The following is a 19,272-nucleotide window of genomic DNA, read 5'->3' on the forward strand; positions in this document are numbered from 1 at the left end:
CATGGAGTCCACCACATCACCAGCGGAAATTAGCGACGGCCAAGCCGTCGTCGCCAAACCCGCGCCAGTAAAAAAAATCAAGGTGGTCATCAGCGATTTGCATCTGGGCAAAGGCCGTTTATTGGCTGAAGGTGGGATCAATTCCCTCGAGGAATTCTATTACGGGGATAAGCTCGTGGAGTTTATCCATTACTACTCGACAGGCGTTTATCGCGATTACGAAGTTGAGTTGATCATCAACGGCGACTTTTTTAACTTCCTTCAATGTGATTACAAAGGACACTTCCTTTCAGTCATCACCGAAGCTGTGACCCTGGATATTTTAAAAGACATCGTGAAAGGTCACGAGAACGTCTTTAAAGCCATGGCCGAGTTTGCTGCCAAACCAGGGAAATCCATTACCTATATCGTCGGAAATCACGATCAGGGGATGTTGTGGCCGGCGTGCCGTGCCTACGTGAATCAAGTCATTGGCGCGCCCGTGCGCTTTAAAAACATCGTTTACTTCTTTGATGGAGTTCATATCGAGCACGGCCACATGCATGAGGCGGCGAATCGTATGGACCCCAAAAAGTTCTTTCTGAAAAAGAACTTAGTCGAACCGATTTTGAATCTTCCATTCGGTTCCCATTTCTTTTTAGAAGTCGTACTGAAAATCAAACAGACTTATCCCCACGTGGATAAGATCCGTCCTTTCGGTAAAATGCTGCGCTGGGCGTTGGTGAACGAAACCATGAGCCTGGTGAGAGGGTTTTTCATGGCGAACCGCTATTTCTTAAGAAGCGTGTTCGTGAAAGACAGCCGCCGTCATTGGCCACTTAAAAGAATCGTCCAAGTCATCCTGGAAAGCGCTATTTTCCCGGATTTGAGTGAATCAGCGCGTAAAATTCTTCACGATGACAGAGTGCATACTGTGGTCTTTGGGCACACGCATGTGTACCAATACAGGCAATGGTCGGAACACAAAGAATATTTTAATACAGGAACGTGGACTGAGATCACTTCTTTAGATATCGTGTCTCTTGGAAAAATCACGAAACTGACCTATTGCTTGATTGAATATCCCGAAGACGGAGGACGCCCCCGTGGTCGTCTGAAAGAGTGGAACGGATATCATCGTATTGAGGAAGACGTCGCGATTTCGTAATTTTTCCGACAAACTCTGTTGGAAAGAGAAATCACGATGTTGGAAATCACGCAGGCGAATCACACGAATCCCGAAAACCTTATTCAGGAATGCCAATCTTCTTTGAAGTTGTTTTTGCAAAGAAAAGAAATTGGGTTCCCGCAACTCGTAGAGCGCATCAACTTGTGGCAACAATCCCACAAAGCGGGCTCTGATTTCGCAGCGAAATTCAAAAAACTTGTGATCGTGGGTTTGGGCGGAAGCTCTTTGGGAACACGCGTGATCGCAGAAGTTTTCAATGCGAACAACATGTACTTTGTCGATAACGTCGATGCCCTGGTTTTTGAAACCCTGATTGATGAGCTAGGTGACTTGAAAGATGTCGCTTGGGCATTCATCTCTAAAAGCGGAACGACGATTGAGTCTTTGTGTGCCTTGGAACTTTTGGATCAAGTTTACAAAGATGAAGGTCTTCACCTGCCAGCTAACTCCATCGTGATTTCTGAAACAAAATCCAGCTCTCTGACGGATTGGGCTCGTAAGCACAAAGTTCCTGAGTGCGAAATCCCCGTAGATGTGGGCGGTCGTTTCTCAGTACTTTCTCCCGTGGGTATGTTCCCAGCGGCTTTCATGGGCTTGGATCTGGAAAAATTCCGTGTCGGAGCTAAACGCGCACTTTTGGATACAGCAACTGTCACTCAAACCATGGCACAAGTGGTTCAGTCCTATGGCCGTGAAGAGTGGATCACGTTGCTATGGTCTTATAACTCGCGCATGAAAGACTTTGGTGGCTGGTATGCTCAGTTGTGGGCAGAATCTTTGGGTAAACCTGTAACTCGTGCTGGGACACCTGCTCCGCGCGTAAGTACACCAATCGCTGCCATTGGAGCTTCGGATCAACACTCGATCCTGCAACAGGTGATGGAAGGAACGAAAGATAAATTCGTTATTTTCCAACGAGTGGACGAAGCTGAGGGCGGGTCTATGCGTATTAAAAATGCGCAGTTCAAAGAAACAATGGATCTGCAAGGTCGCACGATGGGCGAATTGCTAAGAGCTGAAGCTTTGGCAACTCAAGAAGCCCTTGTTGCGAATGGTGTTTCTACGATGACCTTGAAAGCAAAAGCATTGGATGAAGAAACTTTGGGTTACTTGTTCATGTTCTGGCAATTGGTTGTTGCTGGCTTGGGTGAGTACTTGAAGATTGATGCTTTCAATCAGCCGGGTGTTGAAGCTGGCAAAGTTTTGGCGAAAGCTAAGCTTAAAAAGTAGTTGGCGGCAGAAAAAGCGAAAATCGAAAATCGACAATAGAGGAAAAAGGGAGCCCCACGCACGAGGGGCTCCCTTTTTTTATTCCCCGCGGAAGAAGAAAAACCAGAGCAGGATAACAACAAATCCTGGAACTCCGAGGATGTAGAGCAGAATCGGCACGCCGACTTTACCCTGAATGTTATCCAATACTGACGGCGGAAACTTATGGCTTTCCTTGTATTGACGGTTTTCGATTTCTTGTTGCAACTCAAGATATCGATGACCTAGTTCAATTCGCTCATCCAAGGTCGCATATTTTTCGTATTCCGGCAGCAGTTCCATTTCTTCTTCCTTGATGTGGTGCTCGACGAGTTCAGCCAATACTTTTGCTTTTGCTGTAAAGGATTTATCGTCGACGGTTTTTTTCATGTCTTTACAAATTTGATCAGATAGTCGGTGTTCCAGATCACCTTCCATGCCTTGAACTTCCATAAGATGCTCGCGCTTTAAAGACGTATACCAGGTGTCTTCTTCTGGTTTGGCGTGGGCTTCAAGCAGCGGCGCGAATTCATCAAAGGCAGCGCGTTTTTCAGAGATGGCGATATCTTCATTTTTAAGAATTCCCAGGAGCACTTTCAAAGGCTTATGGTCTTTCTTAATCAGTTGAACAATGTCTTCTGGATGAGATGGGGTGGTGTTGAGAGTTGCCATACAGTCTCCTTGCCAAAGTGAATTGCAAGGACCAGTCCCAAACTGAAATCCGGTCAGAATAAAATTAAAGACAGCTGAGACAACCAAAATAAAAAACCCAGAGGAAGATTGCCCCTGGGTGTGGATTTTTGGGATTGTTATTCGAAAATCTATTTTGCCTTATGAGCTGACTTTCCATAAAGGTGTGGAAGATATCCCGCACCCAAAACGCCCGCATTATTCTTGGTTTTTGCGATTTCGATTTTGCATTCAAGATCAGTGTTAATCTGACGAACCGTTCTTGAGTAGTTCGCTTTCAAATCTTTGAAGAACAGATCTTTGATCTTAATCAAACCACCACTGATAAAGATTTTTTCCAAATTAAAGGCGATGGAAAGATTGTGGCAAAGAACTGCCAAAGCAAAAGCCATGTCAGCAAACAAGATATTATATTTCGGGTCGCCAGTCTCTACCAGCTCTTCCACGGATTTGCCTTGGAAACCCATTTCTTTGGCGCGACGTAAAAGGCCCGTTCCTGAAGAAAGACCTTCAACAGTGTAGTGATGAACTTTATCAGGATTCGCTTTCAACCCTGGTACATCGACAACAAAGTGCCCGCACTCGGAACCCATTCCGCCGCTTTGGCAAGGCATACCGTTAAAGATAATCCCTGTTCCAACGCCAGTTCCTGTTGTGACAACAGCAAAGGAGTTCATGCCCTGAGCTCCACCAACCCATCCCTCTGCAAGGGCGGCTGCTGTAGCGTCATGCTGGAAGTACACTTTGGTTTTAAAACCGTTTTTATTGATTTCTTTTTCTACCAAATCACGGATAGGTACAACTTTCCAACCTGGGTAATTCACCGGGTGCAAAAGTTTGCCTTGTTCAGCGTTCAACGGACCTGCGCTGGCAAGGCCGATACCTTTAAATACAGAAGGCGCTGTTTCTTTCGGAAAACGTTTTTTGAAATCTTGAGCAATATCAGAAATAAGATGAATCACGCGTTGTTGAGTTTTTTGGGCTGAGCCCTCGCGTTTCATGTCGACCGGTACTTTTACGAAATCCAGCATATTTCCAGAGTTATCAAGAAGTGCTGCCGCAAGTTTAGTTCCACCTAAATCAAAGCCGATTGTATAAGTTTTCTTTTTCATATCCCACTACACCCGATGCACTCCAGCCGGGCTGGAGTAAGTCCTTACTTTGTACGTTTTGTTTGATCGCGATTCAAAAGTACCAGAGATGAGTAAGGAGGCAAGGTAACAGTGATTACACCGTTCGAATTGACGTCGTATTTCATATCCGTGCACTTGCGTGTTTGGCGCTTGTAAGATGGGCCAGTGAGGTTGCAGTAGCTGCCCGCAGGCAAGCCCGTTTGCAACTCACGCGTGATCGGATTGCTCGAGAAATTAAGTGCTACGAATCCCAAACCACCGCGGCTGAATGAAACAAAAGTGGAGTTGTCAGTGTTCCAGTTGGATACATAGAAAGCTTTGTCTGTTTGGTTTCTGAAGTTCACCATCGCAGCGACTTCAGGCAACCGGTGTTCACATGTCCAAGGAGTTACGCAGGCGTTGTTTTGCGCCAGGATGCCCAAGGTGCGCAGATCATTGCCCAATGGAGGACCTTGATCGTAAGAGTTGAAATTGTATCCAGAGTAAACTTGTGGATATCCGTACGGAAACGCGAGCATAAAGATTTGCGCCAGACGATAGATATAGTGATCATCGCCACTGTAACGAAGGATGTTCCCGTCGCCAGTTCTTTCTAAATCATGGTTGGTCACAAACACCACGGAATGGCTGCTTTCAGGCATTCCGCGAGCGATGTTGATCAGGTTCCCTAGTTGGCCGTTTTTGATACTAGCACCCAAGATAAATGGATACTCGTAAGCCGTCACATCTCCCGCAGGGAAGTATTCGTTATAAGTGACGGGTCCATAGTTATCATGGATGATTTCTTGAAAGACGTAAGCAGAGCGTTTCAAACGACGGCTTATCTGGATCAAATCTTTAGAGGCAATGTGTTTCGCGGCATCAAAGCGGAAACCCGCAACGCCTAAATCCAAAAGATGATTTAGATAGTCCGCCATCTTTTGTTGAACGTAGGGAGATTCGGTTGCCAGATCTGCCAGTCCCACCAATTGGCAGTTCTGCAGTTCATAGAGATCTCGATAATTTACGATTTGATCATTTCCGTTGCGACCACAGCTGTGGAAGTCATTCGGGCTGTAAATGCCAGGATAATTTTTAAGAGTGAAAGTGGAGCCCGCAAAACCCACGCCTTGAGGGAAGCCTGCCATGTGGTTCAAAACGGCATCGGCGTAAACATCGACACCAGCAGCAGCACAACGTTGAACCATGTCGGTGAATTCTGCTTCGGTTCCACCGCGAGATTCTAATTTGTAAGAGACGACTTGATAGCGCTCCCACCAAGCTCCGTTGTAAGCAACGTGTTCATGGGGAGGAGAAACTTGAACTGCGGAAAAACCAGATGGGCCCAGGTACAACTCACACTCGCGTGCAACTTCTCTCCAGGGCCACTCAAACAATTGAACGAAAACTGTTCTTGGAGCTGCAAGGGCCGAACTCGTACTCAACAAAAGAGTCAGGAGTAAAATTGAACGTTGCAGTTTTGAGAACATGTGGTCTCCTATAGACGCTGATTCTGGCCTGATTTCTTATCAAACAGGTGAGCCTTTGTCAGATCTATTTTCACCGGAACCTTCTGTCCCTTGGAAAATTTATCCATAGAATCCGTAATAATTCTCACACTTTGGCCATCTAATAGACCATGGAGCATTTGTTGGCCACCCAGGTTTTCTGATAGTTCCACCGTATAATCGCCCAGAGCAATTTCTTGGGCAGTCAGATCGCCCATATTGAATTTAAAGCTTTCCGGGCGAATACCTAAAACCTGGTCCGCTTTTTGGGCTTCCGGCCATGGTAGGCGGCGCACGGTGTTTCCTTCGATGAAATTCATCTCGGGGGAACCAATGAAACTTGCGATGAACATGTTTTTCGGGCGGTGATAAATATCTGTTGGAGTCCCAACTTGTTCGATCACGCCGTCTTTAAGAACCGCGATACGATCGCCCATCGTGGTTGCTTCCATTTGATCATGGGTCACATAGATCATCGTGGATTTGGAATTTTCATGAAGGCGTTTGATCTCCACACGCATTTGCGTACGAAGATGCGCATCCAAATTTGAAAGAGGTTCGTCGAACAAAATCACCGGCGTTTTACGAGCCAGGGCGCGGCCCAAAGCCACACGCTGACGTTGACCCCCCGAAAGTTCTTTCGGACGACGTTCAAGCAGGTGAGAGATCTGCAAAAGATCCGCGATCTCTTTCACACGTTTTGCAATTTCCGCTGCAGAGATTTTTTGCAGCTTTAAACCAAAGCCCATGTTTTCTTCAACAGTCATGTGCGGGTAAAGAGCATAGCTTTGGAAAACCATGGCCAGATCGCGATCCTGGGGCTCCACATTGTTGATAACCTTGCCGCCCACTTTGATCGTTCCTGAATCCAAAGTCTCAAGACCCGCCAGTGTGCGTAGCAAAGTGGATTTACCGCAACCTGAAGGACCTACCAAAACCAGGAACTCGCCCGCAGCGATTTCCAAGTTGATGTCTTTAAGAATTTTGGCGGAGCCGAAACTTTTTGCCAGATTATAAAATTCAATATTCGCCATAAATTAACCCTTCACACTTCCCATTGTCAGACCAGAAACCAAATAACGGGAAATACTGATGAACAAAATCAAAACTGGAATACTTACGATCAAGGCACCTGCTGCATACAGTCCCCATTGAGTCGCAAGACTTGCCTGGAACGAACGAAGTCCCAATGGCAGAGTATAAAGCTGTGGATCCTGCAGAACCACGGCGGCAATCACGTATTCAGACCAGCTCGACATAAAGCTGAACAAAGCTGTGATCACCAAAGCTGGTGATGAAACCGGCAGAATAATTTTTGTAAAGATCATCCAGCGCGAACAACCATCCAGCAACGCGGCTTCTTCAAGCTCGCGGGGAATGGTGTCATAGTACGCCTTCATCTGCCAGATGCAGAACGGCAACGCTGTCGAGGAGTAGATAATGAACAATCCCCAGAAGCTGTCGATCAAGTGCAATTGCGACAAGATGATAAAGAACGGAAGCATCAACATCGTTGCTGGAAACATCTGTGTCGTCAGTAACGAGAAGAGCATCATATTACGACCACGGAAACGATAGCGCGACAATGCATAAGCACTGCACGAAGCCAGCGCCACGCCGGCAAATGTCGTTACCCCGCTGATGATCAAAGAATTCTTCAACCACAACAAAAAGTCCGTTTCCGTGAAAAGGGACACGAAGTTTTTGAACGTAGAATGAGGACCCACGATTTCCAGCGACTGAGTTTGGAAAGCGTTGTCACCACGAAGTGAAACTGAAATCACGTAAACGATCGGGTACAGAGAGAACACTGCAAATAAAAGGATCGCAAACCAAGCGAGAAGACGTTTTACCATTACTTGGTCTCCTTTTGATATTGTGACTTAAGCATTCCCAAGCCCCAGATAACCAGGATCAGGAAGATAATCACAGACACAGCCGCGGCATAACCATAGCGGTACAAGTTAAAGGCGGCTTTATAAACATAAGATACCAGGATGTGCGTTTGGTCTCCCGGCTCTCCGGAATTTGAAACCAACCAGATCACATTCAAGTTATTAAATGTCCAGATTGATCCTAGCAATGCCGCTGGAACCATCACTGGCATCAATAGCGGCCAAGTGATGTGACGGAAACGCTGCCATGAAGTGGCGCCATCCAGGCGAGCCGCTTCGTACAAAGAATGAGAAATAGACTGTAGCCCACCCAGTGCCACGATCATCATGAATGGGAAACCCAACCACACGTTCGTGATAATACAAGCCGCAAATGCTGTCGTCGGTTGGCTCAGCCATTGAACGGGGGACAGATGTAAAAACTTTTGCAGAACGATATTAATCGGACCGTACTCCTGATTGAACATCGCTCTCCAAGTCAGAGCCGTGATGTACTGGGGAACTGCCCACGGGATGATTAGTAATGCTCTCCAGAAACCTTGGAATGGCATCACTTGATTAATGATCACGGCCAGGAATACGCCCAACGTCACGTGGAAGAAAACGTTTACGACCGTCCAAATCACTGTTTTCAGGAACAACGAATAGAATTTCGGATCAGCAAAGGCATTCACGTAGTGAGTAAAGCCCACCAGCGACCAATCTTGGAACGTGCGAAGGCTAAAGTTCGAAAACGAAATCGCGATATTATAAAAGAAAGGATACACGATCACGGCAAAGATACCGATGAACGCCGGAAGCATCATATAGTAGGCAAAGCGGTTCGGACCTTGGAAGCCTTTAACGAAAGCCACCAGTGATTTGCGGGACATCCATAGGCCCACCAGAATCACAATCGCGAAGATCGCTTTCAAAACATAAGCGCCGGCATCAGGCTTAAGCACTTCATTCATCTCGGCGATTTGTTTTTCCGCCAGAGCTTGCGCTCCTTGAGCGCCTGCCTGCGGAGTCAGACTGCCAGCCAGAACTTTTTGGTACTGAATACGCAAGCTGTCCCAGATCGCGCGAACTTCAGGGACGATCGGCATGGGATGGCCGACTTCCATAATGTCTGCAGAGATCTTCAAAAGAGGATTGTTTTTAACAACATCAGAATCACGTGCATCAAGATTCGATGGCAAAATGCCCACTTTTTCTGCGAACTGAAGTTGCACCGGCGTGGACGTCAAATACATCAAAAGCTTTACTGCCGCTTCCTGATGTTTCGGTGATTTCATATTTACGTTTAAAGAATATCCTTTAGTGCCGACCAAAGAAGTCGGCCATTTACCCGTACCAGAAATCATCGGAATGCGGGCGATACCGAAATCAACTTTCGCTTCCTTGTAATCACCCCAGGACCAGTCACCATTGATCAACATCGCAGCTTTGCCATCTTTGAACAAAGCGTTTGCTGTTTCATAGTCGCACTCTTTAGGAATGATTTTATATTTATCGCGCATATCCAGAATGAACTGGAAGGTATTCGCCAGGGCTGGAGTGTTGAGATTCGGTTGAACATCATTTTTAATAAAGTCATCGCCGAACGCTGGAATGAACGGAGCAAAAAAGAACGGTTCTGTGTAATTGAATACCAAGCCCCATTGATCCACGCGGCCGTCGCCGTTTTTATCGATGGTTGCTTTTTTACCCATCTCGATCAGCTCGTCCGAATTTTTCGGAGGAGTCGAAAGGAGCTTTTTATTATAGATCAACATCAAGTGATTACCCACAGCATCTCCGATGGCAAAGTGTTTGCCATCGAAAGTCGGAGCCGCCAGCGGATCAAATTGCTTGAAATATTCAGGATCTAAAACTTGATCCAAAGGACGGATGATACCCATTGTGGCAAAGGGGCCAATTTGGTCAGAAGGACCATAAACCAGCTCCGGACCGGAACCGCCCATCGCGGCAGATTGATAACCACTGCGCAGTTCTTCGGTTTCACGATAAGTCGCCTGAACCGTGATATCGGGATTTTGTTTTTCAAATTCTTTAAGAACTTCGGCCAAGACCTGACGGTGGCCATAGATCATTTGGTGCCATACGTGAATACGGATTTTCTCCGCTTGAGCAGCCATCGAACAGAACGTGATCAATAAAAACAAATAATAGCGCATTACTTAACACCCGTAAAATTAGATCCCTTTGCCAGTCGCAACACTACTGTTGTCATTCCTGGGATTTGAATCTGAGACTGAGCACGATTAAGGATCACTTGCGCAAGCAAAGGATCCACATTCGGTCCAAACGCAGGGTCGTAACCCCAGTTGTAGCTCAGTACTTTGTGAGAAAAGACTCGAGGGTTTCTCGAGCTGTTGAACATAATTAAAAGTGCTTCTTTAGGATTGTGCAGAACCATGGCGATGAGGCCTGGATCAATCGTGTTCTCGTTATCCAGGAACACCAATCCGTTCATGATCTCTTCCAAAGAGTTCATCTTAAACAATGAACTTCCTTTACGAAGTCGCAGAAGTCCTTTGTAGTAGTTCGCCGTTTGCGCGATCAACTGCGGAGTGACTTTCAAATCCTGGTTTTGCAGACGCGGTTGCCAGAAAGCCCAGTCATTATAGTTCTTCCAAGCGGGTGGCAGACCCTGACCCCAATAGTTATCGCTTCCAGTCCAATTAATACGATTGAAATAGTCGCCAGAATCATAGGAATCCTGGTCGCCATTTTTAGAGCGCAGAAGTTCAACTCCGGCTTCCATAAAAGGAATACCTTGGCTGAGCATCGGGATCGCCATAGCTAACTGATGCATGCGCTGACGTTCTGAAGCTGTCGCTGTTTCTGGTATGCGACCACGAGTATAGAAAGGCGCTTTCGCTTGAACCGCATCCCACAAAGTATAACCATCGTGAGCCGACACATAATTGATCGTTTCAATCGGTTCCGCTGAAGTTGCGACCGGACTGTTACGGTAAAGCAGGTTGCCGCCCAGGATCACATTTCCATAGTGTTCACGGAACGAGAAATCACGAAGATTTCCAGCAAGACCCACTTTGATCACATCACCCAAATGGCGAATTTTATCCATTTGCTGATGAATGTCTGTGGGAGTGTTTTGGTTTGCAGGTTCCTGATTGAAATCAAAATACAAACCAGTTGCAAAGCCCTGATCTGATTTTTCAGAAGAGCTTGTCGTTCCACCGCGAACAGCATCGCGCAGACGATCATTAAAGAAGCCGATCCCAGATCCATAGGCATTCAACTGGCTCATGGATTCTTGAGGATTTTGGTTATAGAAAGAACCAAAAGGCCATGCCTCTCCATATATATAGATGCGAGAACCATCCACGCCATCACGTTGCAAAGTCAAAGAGCGCAAAGCTTCTTTCACTTTCATCAAAGTTGAGCGGGAGTGGAAAGACATCAAATCAAAACGGAAGCCATCGATTTTATAATTCTTTGCCCAGTGAACCACAGAATCCACGATGAGCTTTTCCATCATGAAGTGTTCGCTGGCTGTATCGGCGCAGCAAGACGTGTTGTAGGTATAACCCTCGTCGGTCACGCGGTAATAATAAAGAGGCACGATTTTATCGAATACCGAGAATGCTGTCAGACCATTCTCATAAGTGTGGTTGAAAACCACGTCTTGAACAACACGCAAACCTAAAGTGTTGAGTGCTTGAACCATTGTGCGAGTTTCACGCACTCGCGAAAGGCCTTGCGGATCCATCGCGTAAGAACCATCAGAAACAAAAAAGTGAACCGGATCGTAGCCCCAGTTGAAAGCATCACGGGCACGAATCTGCGATAGAGCGCCTTGGGCATCCTGAAGATTTGACGAAGAGGCATTGATGGTTTCCCAGGTCGTACGATCTTCATTCACAGAACCAAAATCATTGAATGGCAAAAGGTGAACGTGGGTCAAACCCGCGTCCGCCAAGGATTTCAGGTATTGCACTCCACGACCGGAGCCTTGAGCGAAGGCATCGTAAGTTCCGCGGTACACGAATGGGATACTTTCATCGTTCGCACTGAAATCGCGAATGTGTAATTCATAGATTGTTATGTCTTTGAAAGAGTTCAGATAAGGTTTTGTCAGGTTATCCCATCCATAGGGTTTAGACTCGCCGCTATCCAAATCTACCAGTTGAGATTTTGCACCGTTCATCGCAAGACTGATGCTGTACGGATCGGTCACCAATGACGTTTCCATACGGTCTGTGAGGGGTTGATAAACCGTCACTTCATACAGGTAGTAAAAATTTTGATACTGACGGGGAACTGATGTCGTCCAAACGCCATTTTGATAAGTCGGAATTAGTACAGCATCTGATTGCATCGCTGTCGGCGAAGCAAACAAAGCCACTCGCACTGAAAATGCCGTTGGAGCCCACAGTTTCAGTTGAAATTGCGAACCTTGATTCGTCACTCCTAAGTCATTGCCGCGATAAGCGTAAAGCTCATCCAACAGGCCTGCGTACTGAATCGGTGTCGAATCAAGAAGTTGATTTTGATCATTAGTGACAAAGACTTTCAGAGGACGATGGATCAAATCCTCGATCATTTGGCGGTTTAAGCCTGCCGTACTGACCACGGCATAATTGTCCTGTCGTTGTACGACGGGAAGAGGATAAGTGCGCGGAACGTCTCTGAAATTGATATCACTGTTGGCCAGTTGAAAGAGCATGTTGTCGGCAACACGCAGGCCTTGAGGAAGTTTGACCAACATTTTTTGCGAGCTCAACCATTGCGCGCGCGCAGGCGATGCCGCAGATGCATTGTCTATTAATAGAAATGAAAGCGCTGTGAAAAAGAATGTCAGCAGTTGTTTCAAGCGTCGATCTAGCAAAGCATCCCCTTACTTTTTTTGCTAATTCCATGCATCAGTTCTGGTCAGGGCGGGACTTTATGGGTAAGCCTCGTGTTTTTCAAGGAATAGGGTATGAAAAAAATCTTTTGGGTTCTTACGATATTGTTCGTCGCAAATAACGCGCACGCTCTCGAGGCTGACTTCACTACGTATCTTCGTGGTGGAACAGGGATCAGCCAAGAAGGCGGCAAAATGGAGTGCTTCCGCAATAAGAATTTGCCGGGTAATTTCCTACGTTTAGGAAATGAATGCGACTTCTATACTGAATTAGGATTCGTCTTCCATCACAAAAAAGCGGATGAGGCCGATCCTTCGTTTTTCAGAACGCAACTACGCTATGCGTATAGTTCTGACGGTTTACGTCAATGGGAATCCAGTAAATCGACTCAAACGATTGATACTTCAGGCCCAAACGCAACTGTAACGACCTCTATTCCTAAATCTGAAATCGAAGCTTACGTAAAAGCCGGCGGCTTTGAAGGCAACCCGATCGAATACTGGGTTGGTAAGAGATTCTATCGTGACGTCGATTTGTTCATCTTCGATTGGTACTACTATGGCGAGATGGCCGGTGTCGGTGCCGGTGTTGAAGCCATTCCGGTGGGCCCAGGTAAGTTAGCAATCGCAAACTTGATTCAAGCCAATGAAGATTTCGCGACGACGTCTATTGGTCGTCCAGTTTTGAATATCTGGGATTTCAGATACTCCACAATCCCGGCTTTCGCAGAACAAAACATCAGCTTCTGGGGTGTGTATGCATGGGCGAAAGAAAGCACTCAAGGCACAACGACTTTCGAAGCGACAAACGGTTACGTTCTAGCGACGAAACTTGAAGGCAAAGGCCTGGGTGGTTACAACAAAGCGGTCCTTGAATTCGGTCAAGGCGCAATGAAAGACTTCAACGTTTACGGTAACAGTGCGGTAGATGCTTCTCAAGCATCTCAACGTGCGCAAAACAAAGCCTGGAATGTGCGCTTCGTTGAAGACTGGTCGATGGATGTCGTAGATCGTTGGGCTTTCATGGCAGGCTTTGCAGCGAGCTATGGTAGCAACGGTTTAGATCAAGACAATGTCGTTCAGTGGCAGGGTATCGGTGTTCGTCCGGTATACTATTTCACTGACAGATTCCAATTGGCGACTGAAGTTGGTTACACTCGTTATGAAGATCAAAACGAGAAAGATGCCGGCGGTGGTTATGTAGGTCCACGCGATTTGGGTCGTATCGCGATTGCTCCACAGCTTTCATTTAAGAAAAGCATTTGGGGACGTCCAGTTATGCGGGCTTACGCTTCTTATTCATTCTGGAACACAGCAAATCAAGGAGCCAACTATATTGGTGGCAGTGCTCCGACATTTGCGGACAAATCAAACGGCTTTAACGTAGGTTACCAGTACGAAGTTTGGTTCTAATCCCCGGTGACCCGGCAATAGGTCCGGGTTCTCGAGGAACTGTCCAAGAGACTAGGGGAGTGATGGTTGATTGTCACCTTTCACTCCCTTCCCTATAATTGTCGTTATGGCTAACAATGACGATTCTGATAATTTAGAAAAAACCAGTATAGTTGCGAGTGATACTTTCAAAGGTAAATTGCGTGAGGCAGATGATGTTCCTCCTGCAGTTTTGGTTTTGATCGGGCCCCCAGGATACGTGGGTAAGCAATATCCCATCACTGCGAACGATATTACAATCGGCCGCTCTGTTGAAAGCCAAGTTTACATTGATGATAAAAGCTTAAGTCGTTCGCATGCGAAATTCGCAGTGAATGGCAGCGAAGTGTCCGTGATTGATTTGGGTTCAACAAATAAGACAGTGGTGAATGGTCAAACAATTCCGCCATTGGCTTCTTGCCTGCTTAAGAACAATGACCAAATCAAAACGGGCAACGTCATTTTCAAGTTTCTGGAAAAAGGAAGTCTTGAAGCGATGAGTACTTCAGCGTTGTATGAACGCGCGCAAAAAGACGCTTTGACGGGCGCACACTCTAAAGGTGCTTTGATCGAAAAAGGCCCTGAAGCGATGAAGCGTTCTGAAGTTTTGAACGAGCCATTGAGTTTAGTGACGTTCGATATCGATCATTTTAAAAAAATCAACGATGGCTATGGTCACCCAGGTGGCGACTATGTCTTAAAAGAACTTTGCCGTATCGTGATCATGAAACTGATCCGCGCGAATGACTTTTTTGCTCGTTATGGTGGTGAGGAATTCGTATTATTGCTTTCTGGCTCAAATCCAAAAGTGGCTGCGGAAGTCGGCGAACGTATTCGTCATACGATTGAAACTAGCGAATTCGTATTCGAAGGTAAGAAAATTCCTGTCACAATATCTGTCGGAGTCGCTACGAAATATGCGGCGGAGACGGAGTGGACACAGCTTTACGAGAGAGCGGATAAAGCGCTCTACCAATCAAAACAAGGCGGAAGAAACAAAGTTACCGTCGCTCCTTAAAAACTTTCAACCCGGTTCACAGCCGGGTTTTTTTATTTGTGCTCACGGTTGCGCGCGCCGGGAGCGCCTGCCTTAGGCCCATCGGCCTTCGCCCATCGTTCCGCGACACGCCATCCATGGCTCACCGTCGCCGCCTTTGGCGGTTCGCGCATCCAGCGCCGACGGAGGTCGCTGCACGACAGGCGTAGGCCGCTGTGCCTAAGGTAGGCGCTCCCGTCGTGCTAACGGTATTCAAATTAAAAACGACTGTTGAGATTTTAGATTTTCCTCGTCGTTCGTTCTCTTTAGAAGAGAGAGAGAAGGGGAAATTAGATTAGTTTTTTATGTTTTTTTGATATGGGGAGGTGCGCTTCGCGGGTTTTGGGGAGGCGGGGAGGCGGTTCTTTTTTTGTATTTTTTTGTGGGTGTATGTTGGTGGCTTTTTGAAAGGGCTTGGGGGTACTGGGAGTACGGGTTGTGGGGCTGCTCTTCTTGGTTGGATTGGGGTTAGGGTTGGGACGTTGGAGTAGTACACTTGTGGCGTTGATTTTTTGGTTTCTAGATTTTCTTTTCCTAAAAGCAGGCCGACCGTCAATAGCAAGGCTATTGCTAGTGCGCCTTTTAGAAGGTTGCTGAATTTTCCGTTTTCGCCTAGGGGTAAGTTTGGAATGTTTAAAATGTTTGGTGATGGGTTTGTCCACTTCGGGCGTGGAGGGATCATTTCTGGTGGTACGTAGGCTGGTGGTGCTGGGACCTTGATGTGTTTTAATGTTGGTGCTGTGATGGATTTATTGGTTAGCATCGACATCACTTCTTCAGCTGTGGCCGTTGTACTGATCGTCATCGTCTTATCGTCTTCGATGACGAATTGACGGATTTGTTCCATGGTGTCTCTGTACGTTGTTGAGAAAACTTCTTTTAAATAATCTGCCAGAGACAGGGCCGAGAAATCGGGGTGCTTTGTGGAAAGCAATGTTCCGATGTGTCTCGCTAATTCGTTCGCGTCTTCTGCGCGAAATTGAGCGATGTGGTGAAGCATTCTTGGTAAGACATTCAGTAATTCTTCCGAGCGATCTTTAATCACAGTTGTTGGCAGATTCGCCACATCATACAGGCGAATCGATTCTTTAACTTCTCCGACCGTGTTGCCGGCAAAAAAGCGGGTGTTTGCCAATAGCTCCCAAAAGACAATTCCTAAAGAGAAAATATCAGTGCGGTGGTCTAAGGTTTCACGATTGATTTGTTCCGGACTCATATAGGCGACTTTGCCCTTCACTTGTCCGTGTTGGGTTTGCTCGCCATCCATTGTCGCTTTGGCAATGCCAAAGTCGATGATTTTTACTTCTCCCTCAAAGGAGATCAGAATGTTGTGCGGGCTGATATCTCGGTGAATCAGCTTTAGCGATGATCCGGTTTGGGGATCTACTGACTGAAACGCATAAGCCAAAGCCAAGGCCACTTGATGAACAATATATAATATGAACGGTGTTGGCAGAGGATCTTCTTTGTCGCGGTGATAGGACATCAGATCGCGCAACGTCACTCCGTGAATGTATTCCATCACCATAAAGGCGCGATTGTTGTGCTCTCCGAAATCATAAATTTTTACGATGTTCTGATGATTCAGATTTGCGCTGACACGAATTTCTTTAAAAAACATGTCTTTGAAAATTTCAGAATTTTGCTCATCCGGCAGAGTGGTTTTGATCGCGACAAGTTTGCTGACACCAAATCTTGAGTCTGATTTTCCCAAATAAACTTCCGCCATCCCGCCTTCTGCGATGCGCTTGATTATCTGAAACTGTCCGATTCTTTTAGGTGTCTTCATGCCTGAGAACTTTTCGGTTTTTTATGTCATTCTCATAACTTCGGTCATTTTATAAAGTGTTCCATAATTGGAAACCCCGTTCCCGTGTCCTCATTGAGGGAACAGTTAGTGAGCGTAACCCCGCGAGATTTATAGCTTAATATGACTTCTTAGTTAAATACTGTGTTCATGCAAAACCAGACTATTACAGAATTCATGATGAACAAATTCGAAGAGCTTCGTAAATCCAATCGTCGTATTTCCCTACGTATGGTTGCTTACAAAATCGGCATCACGCCAGGTCGTCTAAGCGAATTAATCCGCGGCAAACGTCCTTTAAGCGAATTTTATTTTGAGAAGATCTCTACCGGCTTGGGACTTAATCAAGAGGAACGTCAGCAATTGAGATCCTATATCTCTGTGACGTCTCGTCGCTTTAATTCGGATCGCGTGTTGGGTGTAAAGAGCGGCAACCTGATGGGTGGCTGGGAAGAATATGCGATTTTGAATTTGCTCAGAATTGCAAATGGCAATGATGACGTAAATTGGATTGCTGAACGTTTGGCATTAACGCCTGAACAAGTCGAAAAAGGTTTAGAAAATCTTGAGCGCATGGAATTGATCCGCAACGAAGAACGCGGCATTGAAATTGTTCACCGCCGTCTGATCACTTCTTACGAGTGCGCAAATCAAGAAAGTCGCGATTACTATAAGAAGCATCTGGAAAAAGCCAGCCAAGCGATGGAGCTTGAGATGAACTCGAGTTACACGGGTGTCACGTTGACGGTGAATCCGCAACAGATCCCGGTGGCAGAGCGCATGATTGAGCGTTTCCGTGGGCGTATCCTTCGCTTGTTGCAGCAGGGTACACAAAGTGAAGTCTACTCTCTGAATATTCAAATGTTCCCTCTGTCAGTTCCAGGTCACCTCTCAAAGGCCGCTGCTGGAGCGAATCTGGCAGAGTCGCCACGCGTTGAGCTTGATAAAGTTTAAAACACTAAGTTATGGTGTCTCCCCAGGAGACACCCATGACTTTGAACCGTTTTTTAAGCGCCAAGCTAGAAGAGATGCAGAAAAAAAATCCGCGTTTCTCGATGCGTGCTCTCGCGCAAAAAGCGGGAATTTCTCCGGGTCGTTTGAACGAAATTTTTCATGAACGCCGTCCCCTCAGTGATCACTACTCCAACAGAATTTCCTACGGCTTGAGTTTAACTCAGGAAGAGCAAGTTACTCTTTCTAGTTTCGTTACGGTTCGCGCAAAACGCATGAACTTCCAAAAAGTTTTGGAAAACCAAGAGCTGCGTTTGATTACCAGCTGGGAACCTTATGCGATTTTGAACCTGATGAAGACCGATGATTTTGAAAGCTCGACAGAGTGGATTGCAAAACGTCTGGCTTTGTCAGTGGAAAAAACGGAAGAGTGTTTGAATCTTTTGGAATCTCAAGGCGTTTTGAAAATGAAAAACGGCCGCTGGGTGCGCATCCCGTCGCAACTGACAACGACATCTGATATTCCTAGTTCTGCCATCGTCGCAGGACACGTGGCCAATTTGAGAAAGTCTGAAGAAGCTTTGAAAACGGTTCCGATGGAGAAACGTCACTTTGGCACAATCACGATGCCCATCAATGTTTCCAAGATCGAAGAAGCAAAACAAATGCTGACCCAGTTCAGACGTAAAATGTGTTTGCTTTTGGAAGAGGGCCCTAAGACCGAAGTTTATAATCTTTCTATGTACCTTTATCCTTTGACCGATGTGAGTGAGCGTGAATTCGACACCTCATCGACCCCAGTATCTCAAATTGATTCGTCCACAACTTAATCAAAGTAATTCCCTAGATCCTTTTGAATTGCCGTTTTAAACGCGCTGGCGTGAGCCAGGAGGCACGTTACCCCCTTCACGTGCGTGGAAACAGGGGGAAGGGCATGTCTAGGAACTGGGCGAATTTAAAAATATCAACAGCTGCAAATCAATCTGTACGGCAAGGATGGTGAAAACGGTGTGAGCCCTGAAATTGCATTTACTCAAAATGCTTGGAGGGGGAATGAAGCTTTCTATCAGCAAGTTGGCGTTATTGATTGGAACACCTGTGTTGCTTCTGGGGTATCAAAATTGTGCAAAGCTTGGAACTGACAATTTAATAGGAGGAAGTTCTGGCTTTGTATCCAGTGGCTCAACAGAAATTGCTTCCACTCAATCATCAGCAGATGCTGCTGAAGAAGCTTCCACTCCGGCACCACAAGATACAGCTGCGCAAAAACCTAAAGTGCCGTCCGTCGATCCCATGGGGAATTCTAAAACTCTTTTGGCCGAAGCAATGAAGGCGTGCGAACCGGCATCACTGAGAATGGATCCAAATGGAGAATACATGATAGAGTCTTGTATGAATCTGTTCTGTCACCCGGATAGTAAGACGGGAATGTGGAAACAGCAGACCGCAAATCTTTGTTCAGATCTTTACCGAGCACGCAATTCTTGATCAATAAAGAGACCTTAATTTAAATCCACCTGCGGTTTAAAAGATTAAGAATATTTTTAAAATCTCCACTAAATATTATT

General features: G+C 46.2%; 15 protein-coding genes. 7 read left to right on the forward strand and 8 right to left on the reverse strand.

Annotation, left to right across the window (positions count from 1 at the left end):
• Position 1: 1 nt before the first annotated feature.
• Positions 2–1,147, forward strand: a complete 1,146-nt coding sequence (locus tag ACLSU7_RS15370; protein ID WP_413292793.1) for a hypothetical protein — start codon at positions 2–4, stop codon at positions 1,145–1,147.
• A gap of 36 nt (positions 1,148–1,183) precedes the next feature.
• Positions 1,184–2,398: a glucose-6-phosphate isomerase gene (locus tag ACLSU7_RS15375; protein WP_413292794.1), complete on the forward strand. Its 1,215-nt coding sequence runs from the start codon at positions 1,184–1,186 to the stop codon at positions 2,396–2,398.
• Positions 2,399–2,476: 78 nt separating this feature from the next.
• Here the strand turns inward: ACLSU7_RS15375 and ACLSU7_RS15380 are convergent, their stop codons facing one another.
• The 7 genes from ACLSU7_RS15380 to ACLSU7_RS15410 all read right to left on the reverse strand — a co-directional run bounded on the left by ACLSU7_RS15380 (position 2,477) and on the right by ACLSU7_RS15410 (position 12,461).
• Positions 2,477–3,088, reverse strand: a complete 612-nt coding sequence (locus ACLSU7_RS15380; RefSeq protein WP_413292795.1) for a hemerythrin domain-containing protein — start codon at positions 3,086–3,088, stop codon at positions 2,477–2,479.
• Between the two features lie 149 nt (positions 3,089–3,237).
• Positions 3,238–4,218 carry an ROK family protein gene (locus tag ACLSU7_RS15385; protein ID WP_413292796.1) on the reverse strand — a complete coding sequence of 327 codons (981 nt, stop codon included), beginning with the start codon at positions 4,216–4,218 and terminating at the stop codon, positions 3,238–3,240.
• Between the two features lie 44 nt (positions 4,219–4,262).
• Positions 4,263–5,708 (reverse strand): alpha-amylase, encoded by a 1,446-nt coding sequence (locus tag ACLSU7_RS15390; RefSeq protein ID WP_413292797.1) that lies wholly within the window; start codon positions 5,706–5,708, stop codon positions 4,263–4,265.
• 8 nt (positions 5,709–5,716) lie between these two features.
• Positions 5,717–6,760 (reverse strand): ABC transporter ATP-binding protein, encoded by a 1,044-nt coding sequence (locus tag ACLSU7_RS15395; RefSeq protein WP_413292798.1) that lies wholly within the window; start codon positions 6,758–6,760, stop codon positions 5,717–5,719.
• 3 nt (positions 6,761–6,763) lie between these two features.
• Positions 6,764–7,582, reverse strand: a complete 819-nt coding sequence (locus ACLSU7_RS15400; protein WP_413292799.1) for a sugar ABC transporter permease — start codon at positions 7,580–7,582, stop codon at positions 6,764–6,766.
• Positions 7,582–9,780: an extracellular solute-binding protein gene (locus tag ACLSU7_RS15405; protein WP_413292800.1), complete on the reverse strand. Its 2,199-nt coding sequence runs from the start codon at positions 9,778–9,780 to the stop codon at positions 7,582–7,584. Before ACLSU7_RS15405 ends, ACLSU7_RS15400 begins: the two co-directional genes overlap by 1 nt.
• Positions 9,780–12,461, reverse strand: a complete 2,682-nt coding sequence (locus tag ACLSU7_RS15410; protein ID WP_413292801.1) for an alpha-1,6-glucosidase domain-containing protein — start codon at positions 12,459–12,461, stop codon at positions 9,780–9,782. The genes ACLSU7_RS15405 and ACLSU7_RS15410 overlap by 1 nt, the downstream gene beginning before the upstream one ends.
• A gap of 93 nt (positions 12,462–12,554) precedes the next feature.
• Between ACLSU7_RS15410 and ACLSU7_RS15415 the strand changes: the two genes are divergently transcribed.
• Together ACLSU7_RS15415 and ACLSU7_RS15420 are read left to right on the forward strand one after the other, a co-directional pair.
• The gene (locus ACLSU7_RS15415; RefSeq protein WP_413292802.1) at positions 12,555–13,892 is read left to right on the forward strand and encodes a carbohydrate porin; all 1,338 of its coding nucleotides are present in this window, start codon (positions 12,555–12,557) and stop codon (positions 13,890–13,892) included.
• A gap of 106 nt (positions 13,893–13,998) precedes the next feature.
• Entirely contained in the window at positions 13,999–14,928 is a 930-nt protein-coding gene (locus ACLSU7_RS15420; protein ID WP_142701398.1) for a diguanylate cyclase, read from the forward strand.
• A gap of 313 nt (positions 14,929–15,241) precedes the next feature.
• On the opposite strand, the gene ACLSU7_RS15425 is transcribed toward ACLSU7_RS15420, so the two are convergent.
• Complete coding sequence (locus ACLSU7_RS15425; RefSeq protein WP_413292803.1) at positions 15,242–16,735, reverse strand: serine/threonine protein kinase; 1,494 nt, start codon at positions 16,733–16,735, stop codon at positions 15,242–15,244.
• 168 nt (positions 16,736–16,903) lie between these two features.
• Here ACLSU7_RS15425 and ACLSU7_RS15430 point away from each other — a divergent pair, with 168 nt between their 5' ends.
• The 3 genes from ACLSU7_RS15430 to ACLSU7_RS15440 all read left to right on the forward strand — a co-directional run bounded on the left by ACLSU7_RS15430 (position 16,904) and on the right by ACLSU7_RS15440 (position 19,192).
• Entirely contained in the window at positions 16,904–17,707 is an 804-nt protein-coding gene (locus ACLSU7_RS15430; RefSeq protein WP_413292804.1) for a TIGR02147 family protein, read from the forward strand.
• Positions 17,708–17,742: 35 nt separating this feature from the next.
• Positions 17,743–18,534: a DUF4423 domain-containing protein gene (locus ACLSU7_RS15435; protein WP_413292805.1), complete on the forward strand. Its 792-nt coding sequence runs from the start codon at positions 17,743–17,745 to the stop codon at positions 18,532–18,534.
• 223 nt (positions 18,535–18,757) lie between these two features.
• On the forward strand, positions 18,758–19,192 hold the full coding sequence (locus ACLSU7_RS15440; protein ID WP_413292806.1) for a hypothetical protein: 435 nt from the start codon (positions 18,758–18,760) through the stop codon (positions 19,190–19,192).
• Positions 19,193–19,272 lie beyond the last annotated feature (80 nt).

Source organism: Bdellovibrio sp. HCB185ZH (genome assembly GCF_047302455.1).
Taxonomy (GTDB): Bacteria; Bdellovibrionota; Bdellovibrionia; order Bdellovibrionales; family Bdellovibrionaceae; genus Bdellovibrio.